Origin of the sequence: Brevibacillus sp. FSL K6-6036 (assembly GCF_037964015.1) — a bacterium.
In the GTDB taxonomy this organism is placed as follows: domain Bacteria; phylum Bacillota; class Bacilli; order Brevibacillales; family Brevibacillaceae; genus Brevibacillus; species Brevibacillus borstelensis.
In genome coordinates, this window is sequence record NZ_CP150173.1 from 1,181,808 (window position 1) to 1,205,059 (window position 23,252).

Below are 23,252 nucleotides of genomic sequence, written 5' to 3' on the forward strand. Positions count from 1 at the left end.
CACATGGAGATCCTATGCGACGTTTTTTTATGGTTTTTCGATTCCACACTAGCGGCGAGCGCAGTGGTCCTGCTGGTGATGGCCATTCAAAAATTGTTTCGGCATCGTCTGAGTCCCCGCCTTCAGCATGCGCTGTGGCTGCTCGTGTTGGTCAGACTGCTTTTGCCTGATTTGCCAAGCAGCCCGGCAAGCATATTTAATGTTGCCGCAACGATAAAAAATGCCGTTTCGATGATTCATGTGGAAGGCAGCAGCCTGTCCCATGACATTTCTCGAAACAGCGAAGAGAATAAAATACCACAAAACAATCATAGCACGGCTCTTGAAAAAAATCATGTGCAGCCTGTAGCGATCGCGCTGCAGGATGAAACGCAAGCACGTCAATTCTCGCAGGTTGGCTATCCGCTGGGAGTACAAGTCGTATCGGCGATCTGGTTTGCCGGGGCCATTGTGTTCATAGGCTATTTGTTTGCCTGCCTGTTCCGGTTGAGAAATCGACGCAAAACGCTCACGCCTGTAACAGACCCGCAGATCTTGTCTGTCATGGATGAATGTCAAAGGAAATTCGGTATAAAGAAGCCAATCCCGCTGTACACAGGGGACTATGCAAAAAGCCCGTTTATCGCCGGATTGATTCATCCGTGGATCTTCGTCCCGGAAGCGGTCGTGAAAGAGTTGGCCCCCTCCCAGCTACTACATATTTTGTCACACGAGCTGGCCCACTGCAAAAGAAAAGACATGTGGTGGAATACGCTCAGCAGCTTTGTCCTGGCGATTCACTGGATGAATCCGCTCGTGTGGATCTGTGTAAAAAGAATGAAAGCGGCCAGGGAGATCGCCTGCGATGCCTGCGTTCTGGAGGTTCTCGGAGAACAAGCAGCGACTCCTTATGGCTTGACGATGATTGAATGTTTGAAGCGGTTTGCGTCCAAATCCGCTCAGCCCCAACTGCTGTATTTTTGGGGTACGACCAACAAAAGCGAAATGACAAGGAGAATTACCATGATCAAAGCATATAAAAAGGGAACGTATAAATTGTCGGCTCTGGCGGTTGTCTGTGTAGCCGGTCTCGGTGTAGCGACATTAACAAACGCCGCCGCGCCTGCACCTGCTCCGGCAAGCAGCCCGGCAACCATTGCGGAAACGGGAAAAGAGCGCCTTCTGTTCAATTCTTCTCATCGGAGCTACGGCAGCTTGGAAAAGGCGGTAAAGGTATCGCCCACACCGTTCAAGGTGCCGGACTTGCCGGAGTTAAGCTTGGCCTATGTTACCTTGTATCTGGATGATCAAAAGCTGTCCAAAGTGGATATTGGTTTTAACAAATATGAAGGAAAGAGCCACTACTTATATGATATGGTGATTCTTCCTAGTGGAGCCGAGCATGATGATGCCTTGTTGGAAAATCAGCAATCCCCGGATATCAAGAAAGAAACGCTGAAGCTGAATGGAATGGACATTCTAAAGCTGACACGGGTATCGGACTCGCTGACCGCCTATTTTTGGGAGGACCAAGGCCTTCAATATAAGCTCAGAGAGTTTGATGTTTCTGATGAAGAAATGTTGAAAGTGATTTCCTCGATGAAATTCCCTGACCAAGACATGTTGAAGCAATATGAAAATCAGAAGGGTCAGTTCAAAACAAACGTCTATGACACAGAAGACTTGCGCTATGCGCAGGAGTTGCTCGGATTTACTCCGAAGCTTCCCATGCAATTTCTTGAAATCTTTGAAGCATCTGGAGCTTGGGCGTACTATCGAGATACGGACCGCACATCAATGGGCTTCTTCGTGGAGTTTGCAAGAACCAACAAACCTGGAAAATGGAAAAACAGCTTCTATTTTGATCAGGAAAAAGACACGAGCACGTATGAAGAGATTCAGAAGACGGGCACCTATTTTCACGAAATTATTAATGGCGAAAAAATTGGCTTGAAGACGACTCCTTTGCAAATAGAGGGGAAAAAAGTATTCCGCACAGAAAAATATAAAATAGATGGAAGGTTGAGCTCGCCGGATGAAGTTGACAATGTCAGTTATTTTTGGGTAGAGAACGATCTCGGCTACCAGGTAACCTTCCAGGAAGATCTTCCGCAGCAACAAGAAATTGTCGCTGAGTTGATCAAAGCAAAACCGGTAGATGCCAGCCAATGGAAATAAGTCTTGCTGAGTTTGAGTGTGATCTGATTAGAAAACTAACGCAAGCCCGGAAAAACGGCAGTAGCGAATAAGGGAAAGCGAAACCACTCGGAGTTATCCGAGTGGTTCCTTTCATTTCATTAATTAATTTTGTACGTGTAAATATCATAACCAAAATCAGCAGTATCGTCCTTACCGCCACTGACCTCAATATAGTAAGTTTTGCCTGCCTCTACTGTGGCGTCAAAATACTTAATTGGGTCATTATATTCAATTTTTCCTACTGTTCCAACGCCATCCCCTTTAACAACCATTGAATAAAACTGGAGGGACGAATGGGAAAAATAAAAACGATATTTTCCGGTTGTCGATGGAGTAAATGTATACCAGTCCGCAGCGTCCCCTATCGGGAGTGTCCCGGAGATTTGGTTTCCGTCGCCAATAGAGAAAAAGTTGGCATCGGCCCTTTTATCGTTTGGTTCTCTATCGTAGAAGATTGCTTGTGGCTTAATCACAGAATTCGTCGAAGCTTCATTTGCAGATGCTGCGACAGCTACACTGGATAAAAGTGCAAGACTGAGCATGCTTAGGACGATCTTTTTCATTGAAAATACCTCCTAAAATTTGGTATATACTATTTTTACCATTTACCCACTATATTGTAAATCTTCTTTATTAATTTCATATAATGTTCAATAAAAACCTTTTTAGTATCTTTACAAATTAATCCAATTATTGTAGCGAAAACTCTGCGAGAACCGGGATAATCCAATAGGACGCAACAGATAAAACAAACCCAAACAGCAAAAAAGATAGAATCCCGCCACCTGTTTCAGTAGACTTGATAGGTAGGATGGTATGTAACAAGTCCCGGAGATTTCCGGTCTTGCCTCCGATTTACACTTGCCACACCGGCCCATCCTTGGCAAAGCTACAGATAAACCTTGTAACGGAGAGTACAAACATGATGCAAAAAACAATTGTAGTCGTAGAAGACGAAGAGATCTTACGTGAAATCATCAAGGATTATTTCCTGCATGAAGGCTATCAAGTGCTGGAAGCAGTCGACGGCGAAGAAGCTTTGGCTTTATTCCAGGAACATGACGTTCATCTGATCATTTTGGATATCATGCTGCCGAAAATCGACGGGTGGTCTGTTTGCCAGCGGATTCGCAAAATATCCAACGTTCCGATCATCATGTTGACCGCCCGCTCGGATGAAGATGACACCCTGCTCGGGTTTGAGCTGGGTGCGGATGATTATATTACGAAGCCGTTCAGCCCGCCGATTTTGCTTGCGAGGGCGAAAAGGCTTCTGGAAAGCCGGCAGCTGCCGCGAGCTTCAGCCGATGACACTTTATCAGGCAGCGGCATTGTGATGCACCTGCCTTCCCGTACCGTCACGGTGGATGGAAAGAACAGCAGCCTGACGCATACAGAATTTGAAATTCTCGCCTATCTCATGAAAAACAAAGGGATCATCATCAACAGGGAGCAGTTGATCACCAAAATCTGGGGCTATGATTTCGCTGGAGATGACCGCACGGTGAACAGCCATATCCGCAATTTGCGATACAAGCTGGGGGATAAAGCAAAATGTATTGTGACGGTTGTCCGTTCGGGCTATAAATTCGAGGAGCACGCATGAGAACGGGCATCGTATTCAAATTGTTTCTGCTGACAAGCGCCTTGTGCCTGTTCATTTTGGCCGTCATTTTTGTCGGTCAAACCGTATTTTTCAAGCAGTTTTATGTGAATAAAAAAGTGGATAATATTCAGGCAAGCCTCCAAAGCTTTGAAACAGCCTACGCAAATAGCGGCGGCGATACACACGCAATCGACAAGCTGGAGGAAGAGTTTTACCGCAAGCACAATACATGGATTACCACCGTTGACAAGCTGGGCAATTTGAAAGGAACTGACGACTTCTATATCGAGGTCAAACTCGATCCTGATCAAGACCACAGCATCGCAGGGGAGACGATAACCGTTCCGCTGTACAGCCTCGTGGGTGCCGAAGAAATTTCTAAGAAGAATCCTTTTCTTCGCGAAGGGGAGCGTGTGATTCTGAATGGCATCACGGTGGATTCGGCAGCGGTCACGTATCGGGTGGGGCTGGGAAACGGAAATATTGCCTGGGAGAACCAGCAGATGGCCAAGAAAGAGCACGAAATCATTCCGAGCTTTGATAATCCGGCAGAGGAGCATGAAGAATTTCCCTCCTACTTTCTCTATGGCCACATCACCAAGGTCCAACTGCCTGACGGAAACCGCGCCAGCAGATTTGTTTATTCCAACCACTTGTTTATAGACCGGGTCAAAGAATTCCAGGCCAATCTGCTGCTGGGGAAAGAGAAGAAGCAGCCTGTAGGTTTGCAAATGATTGATTATGAGGAAAACGACGTAAAGTACAAAATCATGATCGACCCGATAATCGTCGGCGGAGAACCCGCCTATGTCATCGCGATGACCTCGCTGCAGCCTGTTGACGAGGCCGTACAGATGATCCAGGCATACTACGTGTATCTGATTCTGTTTGTGATGATCCTGATTCTGTTGCTCTCGTTTTACTACTCCAAACGGATTGCGCGGCCGCTATTGCTCATCAACCGCACGACGAAAAAGATTGCCGCGCTGGACTTCTCGGAGAAAATCTCCATTGCCTCCAAAGACGAGATTGGCGATCTTTCTCAGACAATCAATGAGCTTTCCGATACGCTGCATTCGCACATCAAACAGCTGCGGCAGGACATCGAGAAGGAAAAACAGTTGGAAAACACGAGGAAGGAATTTATCGCGGGCGTCTCGCATGAACTGAAAACGCCGCTGAGCGTGATCAAAAGCTGCATCTCGATTGTCAGGGACGGCGTCGCGAGTCACAAGCGGGAGCATTATCTGGAAGCGATGGAAAATGAAGTGAACCGGATGGACATGCTGATCGTCGATATGCTTGAATTGGCGAAGTTCGAGTCCGGTACGTACAAGCTGAAGCTCGATGCTTTTTTTATTGATACGGTGATCCGGCAAATATGCCAGCAGTTGTCTCTGGAGCTGGACAAAAAGCAGCTGCAGCTTCATACCGATCTGGCTCCGGTCGAAGTCATCGCCAACCAGCATCGCATCGAACAAGTCATCACCAACTTTTTGACAAACGCGATCCGCTACTCGCCGGAGAAGGAGTCGATTTCCATTACGGCTATGGAAGAGGAGGGAAGCGTAAAGGTCTGTGTGGAAAACAAAGGGGTCCATATCGAGAAGCAGCATCTGGAGAAAATCTGGGACCGCTTTTATCGCGGGGAGCCTTCGCGCCAGCGCTCAAAGGGCGGCACCGGGCTGGGACTGGCGATCTGCAAAAAAATATTGGATTTGCACGGTGCAGCTTATGGGGTGGCCAATACAGCGGAGGGCGTATTGTTTTACTTCTATTTGCCGAAAAAAGTGTAGAACTGCAGGTTCTGCACTTTTTTTATTTATCTTGATCTCATCTGCATCTGATCTTTATCTGCCCGGATTACGCTATCTCTTGCAAGCGCAAGGCTTGGAAATACATGTACAAGAGAGGGACATCGATATGACGAAAAAATGGATGACATTTTTGCTCACAGGGGTCGCAGCGGCATCGCTGGCGGCGTGCGGAAGCCAGGAAACGGCAAGCAGCCAGGGAACATCTCTTTCCACTCCCGCAGCGAACCAGCAAGAGCCCGCTGCGAAGCCTTCGTTGCCATCCGTTTTTCAAACGAGCGTATTTTTGGGAGATTCCATTACGGAAGGGCTGTCCTTCCATGATGTTTTGGACGAAGCGAATGTGGCTGCCGGCGCCGGGAAAACGGCCGAGTTTGCTCTGGAGGACATTGACGATCTGGTCAAAAGAAACCCGGAGCATATCTACATCCAGCTAGGGTCGGATGACATCCTCTGGCCGGTAGAGAATCCGGTTGCCTATGCGCTGGATCAATACGCAAAACTGATCGGCCAAATCAAAGAAAAGCTGCCGAATGCAAAAATCTCGATCCTTACCGTCACGCCGGTCACAGCGGAGGCAGAGAAAAAAGAGCCCCGCTATAACACGATCGGCGAGTACAATCAGGGACTGAAGGAGCTGGCTGCAAAGGAGCAGGTGGAATATATCGATCTGTCGCCGCTTTTTACAGGTCGATCCGATCTGCATGATGCGGATGGCATTCACTTCAAAGCGGAGTTTTATCCTCTCATGCTGGAGTTTATCAAGAACCGTCAAAAATAGATTCGCTGCCCTGCATTCGGTTCAGGAGGGCTGCAGGGCAGTTCTCTTCCTGAGCGCTCAAACATGCCCGCAGCGTCCAAACATGCTGGGCAACGCCTTATGCGAGCAAGCTTGCCCAAAAACAAAAATTACTCCAGGAGGGGAAAGCCTTGGTATTCAGCAGTCTCTTATTCCTCTTCCTATTTCTCCCTCTGGTGCTGCTTGTTTATTACCTGTCACCGCGCATGCTTCGGAATGGCATCTTGTTTGCGGCAAGTCTGGTGTTTTATGCATGGGGAGAACCCGTATACCTGTTTCTCATGATCTTCTCTACCGCATTTGACTATATGAACGGCCGCATGATCGACAAATACAGAAGCCGCAAGGGCATTGCCAGAGCCATATTCATCGTCTCCATCATATCAAGTCTGGGGGTCCTCGGTTTCTTCAAATACTACGGCTTTCTCGTCGCTGCGATCAATGATCTGTTCGGCCTGAACATCCATGCGGCAGAGCTTCCGCTCCCGGTGGGAATATCCTTTTACACCTTTCAAACGATGTCGTATGTCATTGACGTCTATCTGGGAAAAGTGGCTGTACAGCGAAATTTCATCTCCTTCGGCGCCTATGTGACGATGTTCCCGCAAATGGTCGCAGGGCCGATCGTGAAATACGGCGATATTGCAAAGCAGCTCGCAGCCCGAAAGGTAACCATGGAGCATTTTGGAGAAGGGGCCGAATTGTTTGTCAAAGGGCTGGCAAAAAAGGTGCTTCTGGCCAACAACATCGGACTGCTCTGGACGAATGTGAAAGCGACGCCTGTGGCTGAGCTTACAGTGCTTTCGGCATGGCTGGGTATCATCGCCTTTACCTTCCAGATTTATTTCGACTTCAGCGGCTATTCGGATATGGCCCGAGGCCTAGGGAAAATGCTTGGCTTTGACTTTCTGAAAAATTTCCATTACCCGTACGTGTCCCGAAGCATCACGGAGTTTTGGCGCCGGTGGCACATCTCGCTGGGTAGCTGGTTCCGGGAGTACGTCTACATACCGCTTGGAGGGAATCGGGCGGGGACGGCCAAACAGCTTCGGAATTTGTTCGTCGTTTGGATGTTGACCGGACTATGGCACGGGGCGAACTGGAATTTCATCCTGTGGGGATTGTACTTCGGCTGTTTTCTCGCGCTGGAAAAGCGGTTTCTGCTCGATTGGCTGAAGTATAGGACTCGCTTCGTCGGACATCTGTATACACTGCTGATCGTGATCGTCGGCTGGGTATTTTTCGAGATCGAAGACCTGTCCACCGCGTGGGCATTTATTGGCACGCTGTTTGGACTAGGCGGGCATTCGCTCGTAGATAGCAAAGCGCTATACGATTTATCGACCCATTTCGTCCTGCTGAGCGCATTGGCTATGTGCTCAACCCCGCTTCCCCACAAGGCGTTTTCTGTTCTGCGGGAAAGGCTGAACATCGCCGGAATGCTCATCGGTACCGCTGTCTACGTCGGTCTGCTTTTTCTTTCGACGGCTCATCTGGTCAATGAAACGTACAATCCGTTTCTTTACTTTCGCTTTTAACCGGATGCGGTGGTGTGCATGCAAATCAGCAGGCTTGGCAGGAGGGGGTATTCATGCTGAGAGATGACAAGCTGTCCAAATGGATGCTTGGTTTGGTATTTCTAATGTTTATCGGCGGACTGCTGGTACTGAACACGGGTGCGCCGACACGCGAGTTTTCCGAGTCAGAAAACAGAATGTTGGAGCAGCTTCCGTCCTTTTCACTGGAAAAAGGTATGAATGGAACATTTACTGCCCATTTCGAGAAGTACCTGTCTGACCAGTTTGTTTTTCGAGACTTTTGGATCGGCGTAAAATCGGAAGCGGATCGCTTGATGGGGAAAAAGGAGAGCAACGGGGTTTATGTAGGCAAGGACGGATTTCTGATTCAAAAATTCGGGAAACCGGAGGACGGCGATCTGGAAGAGAAGGCGGAAGCCATAAACGGCTTTGCCAAATCATTGCCGGGGCTCCATACGTACATGATGCTGGTGCCGACTGCAGCCAGCGTGCTGGAAGAAAAGCTGCCTGCCCATGTCACTGGGGACGAAGAACGAACGTACATGGAAAAAGTGAAAGAGGCGCTCAGCAAAGACATTGCCTTTGTGGACGTTTATCCTGCGCTGCGTTCCAAAAAGGAAGAGTATTTGTACTATAAAACGGACCATCACTGGACGACCAGGGGAGCCTACTATGCCTATCAGGAGCTTGGCAAGCAAATGGGCTTTACGCCGAGGATGCAAGCGGATTTTCGGATTGAACGGGCCACTGATGACTTCTATGGCTCGCTTTTTTCCAAAAGCGGATTCAGACATGTGCTCCCTGACAGCATCGACCTGTATCTGCCAAAGGATGATGAAGCGTATAGCGTGGAGTATGCAAGCGAAAAGAGGAGCACCCATTCCCTTTATGAGAGGGAAAACCTGAAGAAAAAAGACAAATACACGGTCTTTTTAAATGGCAACCATCCACTCATCAAAATCACGACTGGTTCCGGGGATGGAAAAAAACTCGTTGTCGTCAAGGACTCATATGCCAACTGCTTTCTGCCCTTTCTGACGGCTCATTTCGAGGAAATATACGTAGTGGACCTCCGGTATTACGAGGATCGCCTGGATGAGCTCATACAGGAAAACCACATAACCGATGTGCTGCTGCTCTATAACGTGAATACGTTTTTGGAAGATCCGTCGATAAAGGAGCTGGCCAGTCAGCGCTGAATCAGGCTGCCGGTGGCCAGCAGGTCGTCCGATCACCGCCATAGAGCGCCGCAGCGTGTAAGTGGAGATAGGAAAGGAGGCCAAGCATGATGCAAAAATGGCTTGGAAAAATAAACGCAGTATTACTCGTTTCGATGATTGCATGTATCGTTGCTCTTTCCGCATTAACCGGCTGTTCCGGACAAAATACGGAAGAGAGTCAGCTTGCAGCGGCAGAAATAGGAGATCGAATCAAACAGGCTGTGCATCTGGATGATATGAAAGCGGGAGACGCGAAAAAGCTTCAAAAGCTGTACAAGCTCGGCGAGGAAGAGGTTGAGGATTTTATCCTGTATACAGCCCCGACGAACGTAAGGGCTGACGAGGTCGCAGTGCTGATCGCAAAGGATGATAGTCAGGCAGAAAGCATCAAGGCAAAAATAGCGGAGCGAATAGAAGAGCAAGGGAAAAAATTCAAAGATTACGTCCCAGATGAGTACTTTTTATTGGAAAAACATGTCTTGAAGACGAAGGGCCGCTACATTCTTTTGGCGGTGTCGAAGGAAGCGGAGAAAATCGAAAGCGCATTTGACGAGGCACTGAAGTGACATAGCAAGAGTGTAGCTTCACTCAAAAAGAGAGCTCCAAATAGAGCTCAAATAGAGCCCCCTGATCAGCCAACTGGAATCATAGGAAAACACAAAGAAGCGCCCTCCGGATCGGAGCGGCGCTTTTTGGCCAGATAGCGTGTAACCGATGTTGAAACGATCAAGAGAGCGAATCGAGATTTTTCATCATTTGCTGCAAGACGCGGTCAAAGACGATCAAATCCTCTTCCTTGATATTTTGCAGGGCGATAATTTCCAGATCGTCAGAGGTTTTCTGCCAGGTGGCGAGCATCTCTTTCGCCTGCGGAGTCAGGGAAACTTTGCGTGCCCGTTTATCCTCGCCTTCCTCGCGAATCACCCATCCCAGCTCCTCCAGCCGGGTCAGTGATCTGGTAATTGTGGGGGCTTCCACGTTTAAATAATTGCTGATATCGACCTGGGTCAAGGAGCCTCGCTGATGCAAACACCAGATAATTCCCCACTGTGAGCTGTACAACCCTTGGGTAGACAGCTTTTCATTCAATTTTTTGGTAAATTTCCTAGCCGCCTGGTTTATTTTGTGTCCATATATGTAGTTCAATGGCTATCCTCCTAAAGGTGCTTTTTGGCAGATGATCCTTTTCTTTCATAGACGGAACACCAAGAGGTTGGTAACAATTTTTTTGCTTCCATCTGTTTATGATTTCCAAAAAACGGACTGCTCAGCGGCGCGATGAATCCGTTTTCAAATGTTTACCTAAGTAAATGCAACTACTATTCATCCTACTTGCAGAACGGCTTTAAGTAAATGTATCTTTTGTGAAAATTGTATGGAAATTTCATTTTGGACAGCGTAGGGATTTCCAAGTTTGTTTTATTGGAAAATTACAATAACACCTAAACGTTTGACAGATATTTTTCTTTGGAACTATCATGAACTAGGTAATAATTATCTAGTTAATTTTACACATCAAGGAGGAACTACTGTGGCAGATACAAACTCAAAACAGCCCAAAAGTAGCTCGCGGCGCGAATTCCTCAAGAATTCCGGGATCGCCCTCGGGGGGCTGGTGGTTGGAGGCGTACTGGGTGGTTCGTTGTTCGGAAGCCAGAAAGCGGAAGTAGAGAAGGTTGTCGAGAAATCGGTCAACTACAACCAGGCGCTGATGTTTTTCAATCAGGAGCAATTCCAATTGACGGAAGCGGCTTGCGAGCGCATTTTTCCGCAGGACGAGCACGGCCCCGGCGCAAAAGAGCTGGGCGTAGCCTTCTACATCGACCACCAGTTGGCCAGTCCATGGGGAATCAATGCGAAAGATTACATGACCGGTCCGTTCTACCCGGGAGAACCGACCCAAGGAATGCAAACCTCCCTGAAACGCGCGGAGATTTTCACATTGGGGCTGCAAGGGCTGGCTGACTACAGCAAAAAGAAATACAACAAACGCTTCACTGATTTGACCGAAGCAGAGCAAGACGAGACCTTGAAGGTTTTTGAGGCAGGCAAGGAGTATCAGCTTGCGGGAACTTCGACCACAGGGTTTTTTAGCCTTCTGCGCAGCATGACGATCGAGGGCGTTTACGCCGATCCGATGTACGGCGGCAACAAGGACATGCAGGGCTGGAAAATGCGCAATTATCCTGGCAACCAGATGAGTTTCGCCAAAGATATCGAGAAGGACGAATTTATGAAGATTGAGCCTAAAAGTCTTCATGACCACATGGGCCACTGATAACCAGGAAGGGATGACATAAATGAGCAAGAAGCTACCAAAGGTTCCCGTTGTGATCGTCGGTATGGGCTGGGCAGGCGGCATTATCGCTTCGGAACTGACGAAAGCCGGCGTGAAGGTTGTTGGATTGGAACGCGGAAAAGGCAGAAGCACCAGCGATTACTACATGGCTCATGACGAGCTCCGTTACGCGCTGCGCTATGAGATGATGCAGGACCTCTCCAAGGAAACCGTCACCTTCCGCAATAACGAAAAAATGCGGGCGCTCCCGATGCGGACGTACGGATCTTTCCTTTTGGGCGACGGTCTCGGCGGCGCAGGGTCTCACTGGAATGGGCAGTACGGACGCTTTCTGCCTTACGATTTCGAGATTCGCTCCAAAACGATCGAACGCTACGGCGAGAAAAAGATTCCAAAAGGAATGACGATTCAGGACTGGGGCATTACCTACGACGAGCTGGAGCCCTATTTCGACAAGTATGAAAAAATGGCGGGGATCTCGGGTGAAGCGGAGCAAAACCCGATGGTCGGAAAACGCTCCAACCCGTTCCCGACTCCTCCGATGAAAGTCACGCCTGGCATGAAGATGTTCATGGACGCTGCGAAAAAGCTGAATTATCACCCATACATCATTCCTTCGGCCAACCTGTCCGAGATGTACAAAAATCCGGACGGCATCGAGCGTGCCGCTTGTCAGTACTGTGCGTTCTGCGAGCGCTTCGGCTGCGAGTACGGCGCCAAAGCCGACCCGGTCGTAACCGTCATTCCAGTCGCCGAGAAAACAGGAAACCTGGATTTGCGCACGCATTCCAATGTGACCAAAATCCTGCATGACGGGAAAAAGGCAACCGGCGTGGTTTACGTCAACACCATTACCGGTGAAGAAATCGAGCAGCCTGCCGATCTCGTGGTCATGACCAGCTACGTGCTGAACAACGTCCGTCTGCTGCTCACATCCAAGCTGGGCAAACCGTACGATCCGGCATCCGGAAAAGGCGTGATCGGAAAGAACTACGCATACCAGGTAAACAGCGGGAAAGCGGTCGGCTTCTTCGACGACAAAGAGTTCAACACGTTCATGGGGGCGGGTGCGCTCGGCGCGGAGATCAGCGATTTCAACGGCGACAACTTTGACCACAGCAACTTGAACTTCCTGCACGGGGCCGGTATTCGCTTTACCCAGACTGGCGCAAGGCCGATTGCCACCAATCCGGTTCCAAAGGGCACGCCTTCCTGGGGCAAGGATTTTAAACAACAGTCGCTCAAGTATGCGAACTCGACGCTTACGCTGGCTTCCCAAGGGGCAAGCCTCCCGTGGCAGCACCACTACCTCGACCTCGATCCTACCTATAAGGATGCGTACGGAACTCCGCTTTTGCGGATCACCTTTGACTGGGAGGATCAGGACCGGGAATTGAACAAGTATCTGGCTGAGCGGGCCGGAGAGATCATGAAAGAAATGAATCCGACCAAAATGGAAGTCTCCAAAGAAATGAAATCGTACAACATCACCCCATACCAGTCCACGCACAATACGGGCGGTGTCATCATGGGGGCTGATCCGTCGACTTCCGCGGTAAACTCCTACCTGCAGATGTGGGATGCGGAGAACGTGTTTGTCGTAGGGGCTTCCGCATTCGCTCACAACGGCGGATACAACCCGACAGCTACGGTAGGGGCCCTCTCCTACAGAGCAGCCGAAGGCATTTTGAAGTACATCAAGCAAGGCGGCTCCCTCGTCTAGTCTGAAAATGCTGCCCGTTGCCTTTCATTTGGGGGTGTGTATGGAAAACAAACAAGAATTTGTTGGTCATCTGGCTGAGCTGCGAAAGAGATTGATTGTGGTCATTGTCGGCTTCTTTCTGTCACTGTGCATCGGCTTGTACATGTCCCCTGACATTTTGCTGTTTATCAAAGCGCAACCGGTGGCTGCCGATGTAGTCTGGAACGTATTTTCGTTCACGGACGGCATGTTTATCTATATGAAATGCGGCTTTCTGGTGGCGATCCTGCTGACGCTTCCGCTCGGGCTCTACCAGGCCTGGGCGTTCGTCAGGCCAGGCTTGTCCGATGACGAGGCGCGGAAGACGATCTGGTTTGTGCCGCTGTCGTGCTTTCTGTTTTTGTGCGGGATGGCGTTCAGCTATTTCGTCGCGTTTCCAATGATGGTGTCGTTCCTCTCGTCGGTGAACAAAAGCATCGGAGCGGTGGAAACGTACGGGATTGACCGCTACTTCGCCTTTATGTTCAACGTCATCTTTCCGTTGTCGGTCGCGTTTGAAATGCCGGCAGTCGTGCTGTTCCTGACGAGGATCGGGCTGATTACTCCCGCCCAACTGAAAGCCGTTCGCAAATATGTCTATCTGGGACTTGCCATCGTAGGCTCGATGATTTCTCCGCCTGATTTTGTCTCGCATTTGTCGGTCACGATTCCGCTCATTCTGTTATTCGAGCTAAGCGTCCTCATCTCAGGGTGGTATCATCGCAGATCAAGCGGTTTGCTCGTATCTGGGTCAAAGTCATAAAAAGGAGGTATGATCGATGTTCAACAGTATTGGCATCCCTGGATTAATCATTATTCTGGTCATTGCCCTGGTTGTATTCGGGCCATCCAAGCTGCCGCAATTAGGACGGGCGCTTGGGGATACCCTGCGCGAATTCCGCTCGTCGACCAAAGGCGTGGTCGATGACATCACCACCGAAGGCAAGACCGAAAACCAGCAGCAGCCTGAATCCAAGTAACACATGGCCGCTCAGGCCATATCAACATAAATCAATCTATCAGATGCAATGGAGGTAATTACAATGAACAAAAAAGCACTCACTTCTCTTATCCTCGCTTCTGCTGTAGCTCTTGCGCTGGCAGGCTGCGGAAACAGCCAATCCGACCAAGGCAGCGCTGCAAGCAATAACGCAGCAAGCACAGCTACTGCTGACGCAGGTGCGGCTCAATCCGCAGACGGCGTAAAAGAGATCAAGCTTTCCGCGACAAACTTCGAATTTGACCAAAAAGAAATTCATGTGAAAAAAGGCGATAAAATCAAGCTGACGCTGACCAATACAGAAGGCATGCACGGTGTAGCCATTCCTGATTTCAACGTAGACCTCAAAGGTGACGGAAGCGCCGAGTTTACTGCTGACAAAGCGGGCGAGTTTACATTCAACTGCTCTGTTATGTGCGGTGCCGGCCATGATACGATGACAGGAAAATTGATCGTCGAAGAATAAGCCCATCTTTCAACATAGTTTCGTGAAAAACCCAAGCGGACGTCCGAGAAGTCGGATCAGCTTGGGTTTTTTGTCGTTTTTCTGTCGCAGCCTGTTCGCAAACAGACGCAAAAATATTTGCAAAAGTCCAAAATAACGAAAATTGATTATTGAATAAAAAAAGGCGGATTTGTATAATTGCACATATGTTATTAAAATGAGGACCTATGGTCCGAATATGGAGACAAAAGGGGCGAAGGGCAACATGAACAATGGGGAACAAAAGAAGCATCCCAGAGCGTTAGAGCCTGTCACGCTGATCCTGACGATCGTCACGGCGATTCTCGGGGCGGCGATCGGGATGCAGTTGATCGTGACGTTGGGCATTACGGCCAATACGGCCATTATCGGAGCGCTCTTGGCTATGCTGATCGCGAGGGTGCCGCTTGCCTTTCTTCGCAAGATGCGCTCTGTCCATCGGCAAAATATCGTTCAGACCGCCATCTCGTCGGCGACATTCGGGGCTGCGAACAGCCTGCTCATTCCGATCGGGATTCCATATGTATTCGGGAAGCCGGAGCTGATCATGCCGATGCTGATCGGTGCGGCGCTGGCGATGTTCGTTGACGCCTTTCTGTTGTACAGGCTGTTTGACACGAAGGTCTTTCCCGCTTCGGGCACCTGGCCGGACGGACGCGCCACAGCGGAGTCGATCATTGCCGGCGACAAAGGCGGCAAACGTGCCGGATTGCTCGGTGTGGGGATTGCCGGCGGTGTAGTCGGCTCCATCCTGGGAGTGCCGATGTCTGCATTCGGTGTCGCCTTCATCGGAAACATCTGGGCGCTGGCGATGTTCGGGATCGGTCTTTTGCTCAAGGGCTATTCCGGGACATTGCTTGGAATGGATTTGAAGGATTCGTATATACCGCATGGATTCATGATCGGAGCGGGAATTGTCGCCCTGATCCAGGTAAGCTTCGTCATCTTCAGGAAAAAGTCTCCGCAGCAAGGTTCAGGCGCAGAGGCGGAGCAAGCGCTGCAGGTGACCAAAGGGGAAAAGGAAACCTCGCGCACGCTTTTGACAGGGCTTTTGCTGTACATGGCGATTTCGGTCATTTTGGCAATCATTGGCGGATTGTTGACGCATATGTCGTTCGGAATGTTCCTATTGTTCATTATTTTCGCTGCTTTCGCCGCTTATTTGCACGAATTGATCGTCGGCATTTCCGCGATGCACTCCGGCTGGTTTCCGGCTTTTGCGGTGGCGCTGATCACCTTGATCCTCGGCATGCTGATCGGATTTCCGCCTGTCGCGCTGGCACTGCTCGTCGGCTTTAGTGCAGCTACGGGTCCCGCTTTTGCAGACATGGGCTACGACCTGAAGGCCGGTTATATTTTGCGCGGCAACGGCGCTGATCCCGAGTTTGAGAAAGAGGGCAGAAGACAGCAAATGACAGCCGGGATGATCGCTTTCGGCGTAGCTGTCCTCGTCGTCCTTTTCAGCTTTCACAGCCTGTTTTCGCAAAACCTCGTTCCGCCTGTCGATACCGTATACGTAGCGACGATTAACGCCGGGGTCTCTGGCGATGTGGCAGGTGAGCTGTTCCTCTGGGCGATTCCGGGGGCGATCCTGCAATTCCTCGGCGGGCCCAAGCGGCAAATGGGGATTTTGTTTGCGACCGGGTTGCTGCTTACGTATCCCGAGGCGGGCTGGGCTGTTCTCGCAGGTCTCTTGATTCGCGTCATTATCCTGAAATGGAAAGGCCAGGAGGCGGATTCCTCGATGAATATCATGGCAGCCGGATTTATCGCGGGCGATGCTTTGTACAGCTTCTTCAGCTCCGTCTTTTCGATGAAAAAATAGAGGAAGGAAGGAGAAGGCAGATGGAAACGATTACGCTGGATGAACGCAAAATGGAGGCTGCTGTCTGGGGCGGCGCTGTCCTCGGAGGCGGAGGCGGAGGCCCGATCGAAGAAGGCATCCAGCTCGGCAGACTGGCCCTGGAGGTAGGCGAGCCGAAGCTGATTACGATAGATGAACTGCTAGATGACGAGTGGGTGGTGACGGTTTCTGCGGTGGGGGCACCTGCCGCAGCCGAGCAGTACGTCAAGCCGATGCACTATATCCGGGCCCTGCAGCTGCTGCTGGACAAGCTGGGCCGTCCGATCTCCGGGCTGATCACGAACGAAAACGGAGCGAGCACCACAGTCAATGGCTGGTTTCAGTCGGCTGTTACCGGACTGCCCGTTTTGGACGCGCCGTGCAACGGCAGAGCGCATCCGACAGGGAGCATGGGCTCGATGAATATGACGGAGCTGGAAGGCTACGTCTCTACGCAGACGGCAGCAGGCGGATTGGGCAGCCGGTACATCGAGCTGTGCGCGTCCGGTTCCCTGGAGAACATGGCGCAAATGGTGCGCCGGGCATCTGTAGATGCGGGAGGCATGGTCGCCGTAGCCCGCAATCCCGTACAGGTGTCCTATGTGAAGCAAAACGGCTGTCCGGGAGCGATCCAGCAGGCGATCCGCATCGGCGAGACGATGCTGGCCCACACGGGAGAAAAGGCGATTGAAGCAGTGACCGAGCTCCTGCAGGGCAGAATCATCGAGGTCGGGACTGTTTCGAATTTTTCGTTGAATACGACAGGCGGATTTGATGTGGGCCGGGCCGACATTGGCAGTCTGGAGCTTACCTTTTGGAACGAGTACATGACACTTGAGTCAAATGGCGAGCGGCTGGCCACGTTCCCCGATCTGATCATGGCCTTTGATGCAGAAAGCGGACGCCCGCTGGAATCTGCCAAAATGGCAAATGGTCAAAAAGCGGCGGTCATCGCGGTGCCAAAGGAGCAGCTGCTGCTCAGCTCGACGATGCGAAACCGCAAACTGTTTGAACCTGTGGAAGAAGCGATTGGAAAACAGGTCATTTCGTACGTGTTTTCCTGAAAGGAGAAGGTAAGGCATGGCATTGAAACAGACACTCATTGTCTATGAGGTGATGGACAGTCTATACGCTTCCGGGGAGAAGATCAAGGAACTGTTCTCTTCTTACAGCGATGTTCAGGTTGCAGTAGATACGGTGCAAGGAGACAAAGGCAAAACGGATTTCGTGAAAATCCTGATTCCCGGGACAGAGGGAAAATCCCGGGGAGGCTCGGCTCCGACACTCGGCATCATCGGGCAGCTCGGCGGGATCGGGGCCCGTCCGAGCCGGATCGGCATGGTATCGGATGCGGATGGCGCGGTGGCAGCGGTCGCCAGCGGCTTGAAGCTGGCGGAGATGGCGAGAAACGGCGACAGGCAGAAAGGAGATGTGCTGGTGACGACGCACATCTGTCCGGATGCGCCTACCCAGCCGCATGATCCCGTTGATTTCATGGACTCCCCTGTCGATGATCCGACGATGAACCGCTACCAGGTATGTCCGGAGATGGACGCGATATTGTCCATCGACACGTCCAAAGGAAACAGGCTGATCAATATCAAAGGCTTTGCGCTCTCCCCGACAGTGAAGGAAGGGTACATTTTGCGCGTCAGCGAGGATTTGCTGCGGATCATGGAAATGACGTCGGGACAGCTTCCGGCCACCTTCCCGATCACGCTCCAGGACATAACGCCGTACGGAAACGGCGTGTATCATTTCAACAGCATCATGCAGCCGGCTGTCGCGACAAAGGCTCCCGTGGTCGGAGTCGCCATCACGGCACAATCTGCCGTACCCGGCTGCGGCACAGGGGCCAGCCACGAAGTAGACATCGCAGCCACCGCCCGGTTCGCCATCGAGGTAGCCAAGGAGTTTACGGCTGGCACTTGCAGCTTCTATGATCAGACGGAGTACGACCGCCTCGTCAGCCTGTACGGCTCGCTGGCGGTATTCCAGACGATGGGCAGCCAAGAGACGCCGGCAGAATCGTCATGACGATGAAAAAGCTGGGGCTCGTCACGATCGGACAAGCGCCGCGGATGGATGTCGGCCCCATTTTCCAAAAATACGTCGGAGGCCGGGCGGAAATCATGCAGGCAGGCGTACTCGACGGCATGACCAAAGCGGAGGCGGAAGCGGCCTTTTCACCGGAAAAGGGTGACTACGTCTTGACCAGCAAGCTCGTGACCGGAGAGTCTGTGGTAATGTCCCGGGAAAAGATCGCGCCTGTACTCCAGCGAAAACTGCATGAGCTGGAGGAAGCCGGGTGCAATCCGATTGTCGTCCTGTGCACCGGGACATTCGAGGGGCTTGCCGCAAACAACGCCTTGTTGATCGAGCCCGATGTCATCCTGCGCTCGACCTTGTCCGCGATGCTGAAAAACAAGAGACTCGGTGTGATCGTTCCTCTGCTGGAACAGCAGGATGCGCTCGAAGACGAATGGGGGAGCCTTGTGGATGCCGTCTACGCAGCGGCTTCTCCATATGCGGAGGGAGAGACGGAACTGATCCGCGCCGCAAAAGAGCTGGCTGATCAAAATGTGGACGCGATCCTGATGGACTGCATGGGCTATGTAGAAGCGTCCAAGGCGGTCGTAGAGGCCTATGCGAACCTGCCTGTCATCCTGTCAAACGCCTTGCTTGCCAAAATCGTATCGGAACTGTACTAGGAGGGTATCGGGATATGGACACGCAATTGGTCGAAGTCAGCAAAAGCATATTGGTGACAAGTCTGGTGCTCAAGCAGGAGGATACGCTCCTGGTCGTCGCTGACCTGGAGAAAAAGGAGCTCGCGGAGGCGATTCAGAAGGCAGGTCTTGCGATCGGAGCAGAATCGCTCCTGATGGTGATGAAGGAGCGGGAAAAGGACGGGGAAGAGCCGCCGACACCGATTGCGGAAGCGATGCGGGGAGCGGACGTCGTCGTTTGTGTGACGGAGTATTCCCTCACCCATACCGAAGCGAGAAAACGTGCAGCCGCGAGCGGCGCCCGTATCGCGACGATGCCGGGGATTACAGCCGACATGTTTCTTGTAGGAGCGATCACGGCGGACTACGGTCAGGTACAGGTGCTGACGGAGCAGGTGACGCGCGTCCTGACAACTGGCCACACCGTACGGATCGAGAAGGACGGTCACTCGCTCAGCTTTTCCATCGCGGGCAGAGACGGGATTTCCAGTACGGGCGTGTACCGCAATCCCGGCGAGTCGGGCAATCTGCCTTCCGGAGAATCGTACATCGCACCTGTCGAGGGAACGGCATCGGGAAAAATCGTCGTAGACGGCTCGATTGCCGGTATCGGCAAGGTGAGCGGTCCTCTGCTCGTATCCGTTGACAAGGGACGGATCATCGATTTGGAAGGCCCTGATGCCGATCAGCTACTGGACATGCTGGGAGAGGGAGACGGCAGGCTGCTCGGGGAGTTCGGCATCGGCACCAATGACAAGGCGCGCATCACCGGAAATGTGCTCGAGGATGAAAAGGTATACGGCACGATTCATGTAGCCTTCGGCAGCAACCGGACGTTTGGCGGCACGATTTCAGCAGGTGTCCATATCGATCTGGTCGTCCACGAGCCGGACGTGTTCATCGACGAAGCGAAAATCCTTTCCAAAGGGAGGGTGACCATCCAGCCATGATCGGTATCATCCGGGTAATCACGACTGACGATGCGGACATTCTGAATGAGCACGGCAAGCTGATCGAGAGCAAGTACGGTGTCCAAACCGTATCCGCATGCATTCCCGATCAGCCGTACGGCATTTGCGACGAGGTGACGGAGCGGCAAGCAGTCCCGAAAATCGTCGCACTGGGTCAAAGGCTGGCCGCATCAGGCTGCCGGGTTTTGGTGATCAGCTGTGCGGATGATCCGGGAATCGATGCGCTGCGTCAGCAGGTGAGGGTGCCCGTGATCGGGGCGGGCAGTGCGGCGGCACTCCTTGCCAAAGGATACGGCGAGCCAGTCTGTTTGCTCGACATTGCCTCTGAACCGCCCCGGGTCATGAAGCGGATTTTAGGCAGGCAGCTCGCTTGGCATATATCTCCGCCAGGGGTGACCAATTCCGCAGAGGTCATGGCGCCCCACGGTCGGGAAGCAGCGCTGAACGCTGTACGGACGATGGTGGAGAACGGGGCAAAGACGATCGCGTTTGCGTGCACCGGGTATTCAACCATCGGCCTGGCACCCCTCATTCGCAGGGAGTTTGGCGTGACCGTCATCGATCCAGTGGAGGCAGAAGGGCTTCTCGCCTGGTATATCGTCAAAAACAGTTGACAATTTTGGGCGGTCACAGCATCAGATGATATGGTCACAAGAGATGTCTGGCCTATAGTCACTCAAGGTCAGCGAGCGGGCAGCACTCAGCACGAATCTTCCGTTTCTGGAAATATATATGGAAACGAATGGCAATATCAGGACTCTTATACTATAATCGACATTGTATAAGGGAAGTGAGGCTGTGATACCGGTATGAGCTTGAAAACACTAGATAACGCTTTGGAAATTTTAAAATTTTTCACCGATGAAACCCCTGCCTGGGGTGTCCGCGAGCTGGCGAAAGAGCTGAATGTGAGCCATTCGATTGTTCATCGGGTTCTGGCCACCTATGAAAAGCACGGTTTTTTGGCGCAAAATCAGGTGACAAAAAAATATGTCCTGGGCATCAAATTTTGGGAGTACGGACAGCTTGTCCAGAAACGGCTGAAGCTCATTGACGCGATTCGGCCGATCATGCACCGGCTGTGCGAAGATACCGGCGAGTCGGTTATTTTGACGATCCTGGAGGGAATCGAAGCGGTTGACATCGAGATCGTGGAGAGCCCGCAAAAGGTAAAATACGAGCTGACAGTGGGGAATCGAGCCCCTTTGTATGTCGGAGCTTCCAGCAAGGTGCTGATGGCCTATCTCCCGGAAGAAAAGCGGGCGGAAGTGATCGAACAAGGCTTGTCTCCCTATACAGACAATACAATCGTCGATCCGAACAAACTGATCGATGATTTGGACAACATCCAAAAGCAGGGATGGTGTTATTCCAGGGGAGAGTATTTCGAGGACACATTTGGCATCAGCATCCCGCTGTTCAACAAAGATCGGGAAATCGTCGCCTCCCTGTCCATCGCGGGTCCCAGCTACCGCATGCCCGAAGAAAAGGTACAGGAAGCGCTCCATATGCTCGAAAAAAGAGGGAAAGAAATTCAGGATTACCTGAGTCAAATAGAAGTTCATCAATTGTTTCAATAAGGCGAGTTACCCGCAATTGCTTCAAGGAAAGAAATCACCTGCAATTGTAAAAGGAAAGGGACGCATGCTCTTTATCCGCTTCTCGGCGAATAGAAGGCACGCGTCCCTTTTGCGTTCCCTGCTGATTATTCCTGGATAGCAGGGGTTATGTGTTTGTCTTTAGTGCGGCGATTCCATGAGACGGACAACAACAGGCTGAACAGCAGCATGAAGGCTCCGAACAGGTACGGAAGATTGATGTGCACATCGAACAGGATACCGGCCAGAGAAGGACCGACGATATTCCCCAGGCTCATGTAGGCGTTGTTCATCCCTGCGACGAAGCCCTGCTCCTTGCCTGCCATTTTGGAGAGCAGCGTATTGATCGCGGGACGGAGGATCGATGTGAAAGTAAAGAAGATGAGGCACACCAGCATCACGTACCAGAAGTTTCCAGACAGCAGCATCAGCACCATAGTCACTGCGGAAACAAAAAAGCTGAGATTGATCAGCCGTTTTTCGCCGAAGCGGCGGAGCAGCTTGTCGATCAGAAGCGATTGAATGACAACGCCGATCAAAGCCCCGACTGTAATCAAAATGGAAATATCCTTTGGCGTATACCCGTATTTCTGATCGACGAACAGCCCGAAAATCGCCTCAAAGTTGGCCAGGCCAAACGTAAGGGTAAAGACCAGCACCAGGAGCACCAGATAAGGCGCTTTAAACGAATAGGCAAACTGCTTGAAAATGTTCTCCCGCTTTTTCTCTGAGCTGCGGGCTGCCAACTGGTCTTCCATTGACAAGGTTTCACGCAAAAACACGAAGGAAGCCAAGGTCGCAAAACAGGCGACAGCGGCAGACACATAAAACGGAACACGCAAGCCGTACTCGGCCAAAAACCCGCCGATCCCCGGCCCGATCACAAACCCGAGCGACATGGATGCTCCGAGGAGCCCCATCCCTTTTCCTCTTGCTTCCACACTCGTAATATCGGCGACGTAAGCCATCATGGAAGGGATCATGAACGCAGCGCCCATTCCCCCGATCAACCTTGACAGGTACAACAGCCACATCTGATCAGCGAGGGCAAAGATGAGCTGGGACAGTGCAAACGCGGCCAGCCCAATGACGATCATCCGCTTTCGGCCGTACTTGTCGGAAAACTCCCCGGCGATCGGTGAACAGATGAATTGGGTCAAGCCAAATGCGGCGACCAGATAGCCCAAGGCCGTACCGCTGGCCCCGAATTCCAGCATGAATTTTGGCAAAACCGGAATGATTAAGCCAATTCCAAGCATAGCAATGAACATGTTGACCATCAAGATGACGAGTGGCGCTTTTTGGATGCTCTGTTCTTTCATTCGATGGTTCTCTCCTCTCTCTCTGTTGCTCAATTTCTTTCAAAAACGCCACGGGACAGGAATCAGCATCCTTCCTGCTCGCAGAAAATAAGACCCATTATATAAAATCG

General features: G+C 51.3%; 22 protein-coding genes. 19 read left to right on the forward strand and 3 right to left on the reverse strand.

The window, feature by feature from the left end:
• The first annotated feature begins 3 nt into the window (after window positions 1-3).
• A complete protein-coding gene (locus NST37_RS06080; RefSeq protein WP_003388169.1) occupies window positions 4-2,157 on the forward strand; it encodes a M56 family metallopeptidase in 2,154 nt (717 codons plus the stop codon).
• 119 nt (window positions 2,158-2,276) lie between these two features.
• Here NST37_RS06080 and NST37_RS06085 read toward each other — a convergent pair whose 3' ends face one another.
• Window positions 2,277-2,741 (reverse strand): hypothetical protein, encoded by a 465-nt coding sequence (locus NST37_RS06085; protein ID WP_024983508.1) that lies wholly within the window; start codon window positions 2,739-2,741, stop codon window positions 2,277-2,279.
• A 362-nt stretch (window positions 2,742-3,103) separates the two neighbouring features.
• Between NST37_RS06085 and NST37_RS06090 the strand changes: the two genes are divergently transcribed.
• The 6 genes from NST37_RS06090 to NST37_RS06115 all read left to right on the forward strand — a co-directional run bounded on the left by NST37_RS06090 (window position 3,104) and on the right by NST37_RS06115 (window position 9,721).
• Window positions 3,104-3,784 (forward strand): response regulator transcription factor, encoded by a 681-nt coding sequence (locus tag NST37_RS06090; RefSeq protein ID WP_024983507.1) that lies wholly within the window; start codon window positions 3,104-3,106, stop codon window positions 3,782-3,784.
• Window positions 3,781-5,580 carry a HAMP domain-containing sensor histidine kinase gene (locus NST37_RS06095; protein ID WP_227278409.1) on the forward strand — a complete coding sequence of 600 codons (1,800 nt, stop codon included), beginning with the start codon at window positions 3,781-3,783 and terminating at the stop codon, window positions 5,578-5,580. The genes NST37_RS06090 and NST37_RS06095 overlap by 4 nt, the downstream gene beginning before the upstream one ends.
• A gap of 127 nt (window positions 5,581-5,707) precedes the next feature.
• On the forward strand, window positions 5,708-6,379 hold the full coding sequence (locus NST37_RS06100; protein WP_152562206.1) for a GDSL-type esterase/lipase family protein: 672 nt from the start codon (window positions 5,708-5,710) through the stop codon (window positions 6,377-6,379).
• 149 nt (window positions 6,380-6,528) lie between these two features.
• Window positions 6,529-7,935: an MBOAT family O-acyltransferase gene (locus NST37_RS06105; protein WP_339186428.1), complete on the forward strand. Its 1,407-nt coding sequence runs from the start codon at window positions 6,529-6,531 to the stop codon at window positions 7,933-7,935.
• Between the two features lie 53 nt (window positions 7,936-7,988).
• The gene (locus NST37_RS06110) at window positions 7,989-9,134 is read left to right on the forward strand and encodes a DHHW family protein (protein WP_024983503.1); all 1,146 of its coding nucleotides are present in this window, start codon (window positions 7,989-7,991) and stop codon (window positions 9,132-9,134) included.
• Window positions 9,135-9,223: 89 nt separating this feature from the next.
• Entirely contained in the window at window positions 9,224-9,721 is a 498-nt protein-coding gene (locus tag NST37_RS06115) for a DUF4358 domain-containing protein (protein ID WP_024983502.1), read from the forward strand.
• Window positions 9,722-9,881: 160 nt separating this feature from the next.
• Here NST37_RS06115 and NST37_RS06120 read toward each other — a convergent pair whose 3' ends face one another.
• Window positions 9,882-10,301: a MarR family transcriptional regulator gene (locus NST37_RS06120; protein WP_003388168.1), complete on the reverse strand. Its 420-nt coding sequence runs from the start codon at window positions 10,299-10,301 to the stop codon at window positions 9,882-9,884.
• Window positions 10,302-10,686: 385 nt separating this feature from the next.
• On the opposite strand from NST37_RS06120, the gene NST37_RS06125 reads away from it, so the two are divergent.
• From NST37_RS06125 to NST37_RS06180, 12 genes are all read left to right on the forward strand, one after another.
• A complete protein-coding gene (locus tag NST37_RS06125; protein WP_339186430.1) occupies window positions 10,687-11,433 on the forward strand; it encodes a gluconate 2-dehydrogenase subunit 3 family protein in 747 nt (248 codons plus the stop codon).
• 22 nt (window positions 11,434-11,455) lie between these two features.
• Window positions 11,456-13,177, forward strand: a complete 1,722-nt coding sequence (locus NST37_RS06130) for a GMC family oxidoreductase (RefSeq protein WP_024983500.1) — start codon at window positions 11,456-11,458, stop codon at window positions 13,175-13,177.
• A 40-nt stretch (window positions 13,178-13,217) separates the two neighbouring features.
• Complete coding sequence (tatC, locus tag NST37_RS06135) at window positions 13,218-13,958, forward strand: twin-arginine translocase subunit TatC (protein ID WP_024983499.1); 741 nt, start codon at window positions 13,218-13,220, stop codon at window positions 13,956-13,958.
• Between the two features lie 16 nt (window positions 13,959-13,974).
• A complete protein-coding gene (locus NST37_RS06140; RefSeq protein ID WP_003388163.1) occupies window positions 13,975-14,175 on the forward strand; it encodes a twin-arginine translocase TatA/TatE family subunit in 201 nt (66 codons plus the stop codon).
• Window positions 14,176-14,238: 63 nt separating this feature from the next.
• Window positions 14,239-14,661 (forward strand): cupredoxin domain-containing protein, encoded by a 423-nt coding sequence (locus NST37_RS06145; RefSeq protein ID WP_003388162.1) that lies wholly within the window; start codon window positions 14,239-14,241, stop codon window positions 14,659-14,661.
• Between the two features lie 244 nt (window positions 14,662-14,905).
• A complete protein-coding gene (locus NST37_RS06150) occupies window positions 14,906-16,504 on the forward strand; it encodes an OPT/YSL family transporter (protein ID WP_327925760.1) in 1,599 nt (532 codons plus the stop codon).
• A gap of 20 nt (window positions 16,505-16,524) precedes the next feature.
• Entirely contained in the window at window positions 16,525-17,586 is a 1,062-nt protein-coding gene (locus tag NST37_RS06155; protein ID WP_122958614.1) for a DUF917 family protein, read from the forward strand.
• Between the two features lie 16 nt (window positions 17,587-17,602).
• The gene (locus tag NST37_RS06160) at window positions 17,603-18,559 is read left to right on the forward strand and encodes a DUF1177 domain-containing protein (protein ID WP_339186432.1); all 957 of its coding nucleotides are present in this window, start codon (window positions 17,603-17,605) and stop codon (window positions 18,557-18,559) included.
• The gene (locus NST37_RS06165) at window positions 18,556-19,233 is read left to right on the forward strand and encodes an AroM family protein (protein ID WP_003388158.1); all 678 of its coding nucleotides are present in this window, start codon (window positions 18,556-18,558) and stop codon (window positions 19,231-19,233) included. The genes NST37_RS06160 and NST37_RS06165 overlap by 4 nt, the downstream gene beginning before the upstream one ends.
• A 14-nt stretch (window positions 19,234-19,247) precedes the next feature.
• On the forward strand, window positions 19,248-20,201 hold the full coding sequence (locus tag NST37_RS06170) for an aminopeptidase (RefSeq protein ID WP_172921075.1): 954 nt from the start codon (window positions 19,248-19,250) through the stop codon (window positions 20,199-20,201).
• A complete protein-coding gene (locus NST37_RS06175; RefSeq protein WP_024983493.1) occupies window positions 20,198-20,836 on the forward strand; it encodes an aspartate/glutamate racemase family protein in 639 nt (212 codons plus the stop codon). The genes NST37_RS06170 and NST37_RS06175 overlap by 4 nt, the downstream gene beginning before the upstream one ends.
• Before the next feature lie 195 nt (window positions 20,837-21,031).
• Window positions 21,032-21,802 carry an IclR family transcriptional regulator gene (locus NST37_RS06180; protein WP_339186433.1) on the forward strand — a complete coding sequence of 257 codons (771 nt, stop codon included), beginning with the start codon at window positions 21,032-21,034 and terminating at the stop codon, window positions 21,800-21,802.
• A 125-nt stretch (window positions 21,803-21,927) separates the two neighbouring features.
• On the opposite strand, the gene NST37_RS06185 is transcribed toward NST37_RS06180, so the two are convergent.
• Window positions 21,928-23,175 carry an MFS transporter gene (locus NST37_RS06185; RefSeq protein WP_269745632.1) on the reverse strand — a complete coding sequence of 416 codons (1,248 nt, stop codon included), beginning with the start codon at window positions 23,173-23,175 and terminating at the stop codon, window positions 21,928-21,930.
• Window positions 23,176-23,252: the final 77 nt, after the last annotated feature.

Coding starts and splice junctions, on each gene's coding strand:
- NST37_RS06080 (WP_003388169.1), top strand. CDS start 4: ATGGAGATCCTATGCGACGTTTTTTTATGGTTTTTCGATTCCACACTA.
- NST37_RS06085 (WP_024983508.1), bottom strand. CDS start 2,741: ATGAAAAAGATCGTCCTAAGCATGCTCAGTCTTGCACTTTTATCCAGT.
- NST37_RS06090 (WP_024983507.1), top strand. CDS start 3,104: ATGCAAAAAACAATTGTAGTCGTAGAAGACGAAGAGATCTTACGTGAA.
- NST37_RS06095 (WP_227278409.1), top strand. CDS start 3,781: ATGAGAACGGGCATCGTATTCAAATTGTTTCTGCTGACAAGCGCCTTG.
- NST37_RS06100 (WP_152562206.1), top strand. CDS start 5,708: ATGACGAAAAAATGGATGACATTTTTGCTCACAGGGGTCGCAGCGGCA.
- NST37_RS06110 (WP_024983503.1), top strand. CDS start 7,989: ATGCTGAGAGATGACAAGCTGTCCAAATGGATGCTTGGTTTGGTATTT.
- NST37_RS06115 (WP_024983502.1), top strand. CDS start 9,224: ATGCAAAAATGGCTTGGAAAAATAAACGCAGTATTACTCGTTTCGATG.
- NST37_RS06130 (WP_024983500.1), top strand. CDS start 11,456: ATGAGCAAGAAGCTACCAAAGGTTCCCGTTGTGATCGTCGGTATGGGC.
- tatC (WP_024983499.1), top strand. CDS start 13,218: ATGGAAAACAAACAAGAATTTGTTGGTCATCTGGCTGAGCTGCGAAAG.
- NST37_RS06140 (WP_003388163.1), top strand. CDS start 13,975: ATGTTCAACAGTATTGGCATCCCTGGATTAATCATTATTCTGGTCATT.
- NST37_RS06145 (WP_003388162.1), top strand. CDS start 14,239: ATGAACAAAAAAGCACTCACTTCTCTTATCCTCGCTTCTGCTGTAGCT.
- NST37_RS06150 (WP_327925760.1), top strand. CDS start 14,906: ATGAACAATGGGGAACAAAAGAAGCATCCCAGAGCGTTAGAGCCTGTC.
- NST37_RS06155 (WP_122958614.1), top strand. CDS start 16,525: ATGGAAACGATTACGCTGGATGAACGCAAAATGGAGGCTGCTGTCTGG.
- NST37_RS06160 (WP_339186432.1), top strand. CDS start 17,603: ATGGCATTGAAACAGACACTCATTGTCTATGAGGTGATGGACAGTCTA.
- NST37_RS06165 (WP_003388158.1), top strand. CDS start 18,556: ATGACGATGAAAAAGCTGGGGCTCGTCACGATCGGACAAGCGCCGCGG.
- NST37_RS06170 (WP_172921075.1), top strand. CDS start 19,248: ATGGACACGCAATTGGTCGAAGTCAGCAAAAGCATATTGGTGACAAGT.
- NST37_RS06175 (WP_024983493.1), top strand. CDS start 20,198: ATGATCGGTATCATCCGGGTAATCACGACTGACGATGCGGACATTCTG.
- NST37_RS06180 (WP_339186433.1), top strand. CDS start 21,032: ATGAGCTTGAAAACACTAGATAACGCTTTGGAAATTTTAAAATTTTTC.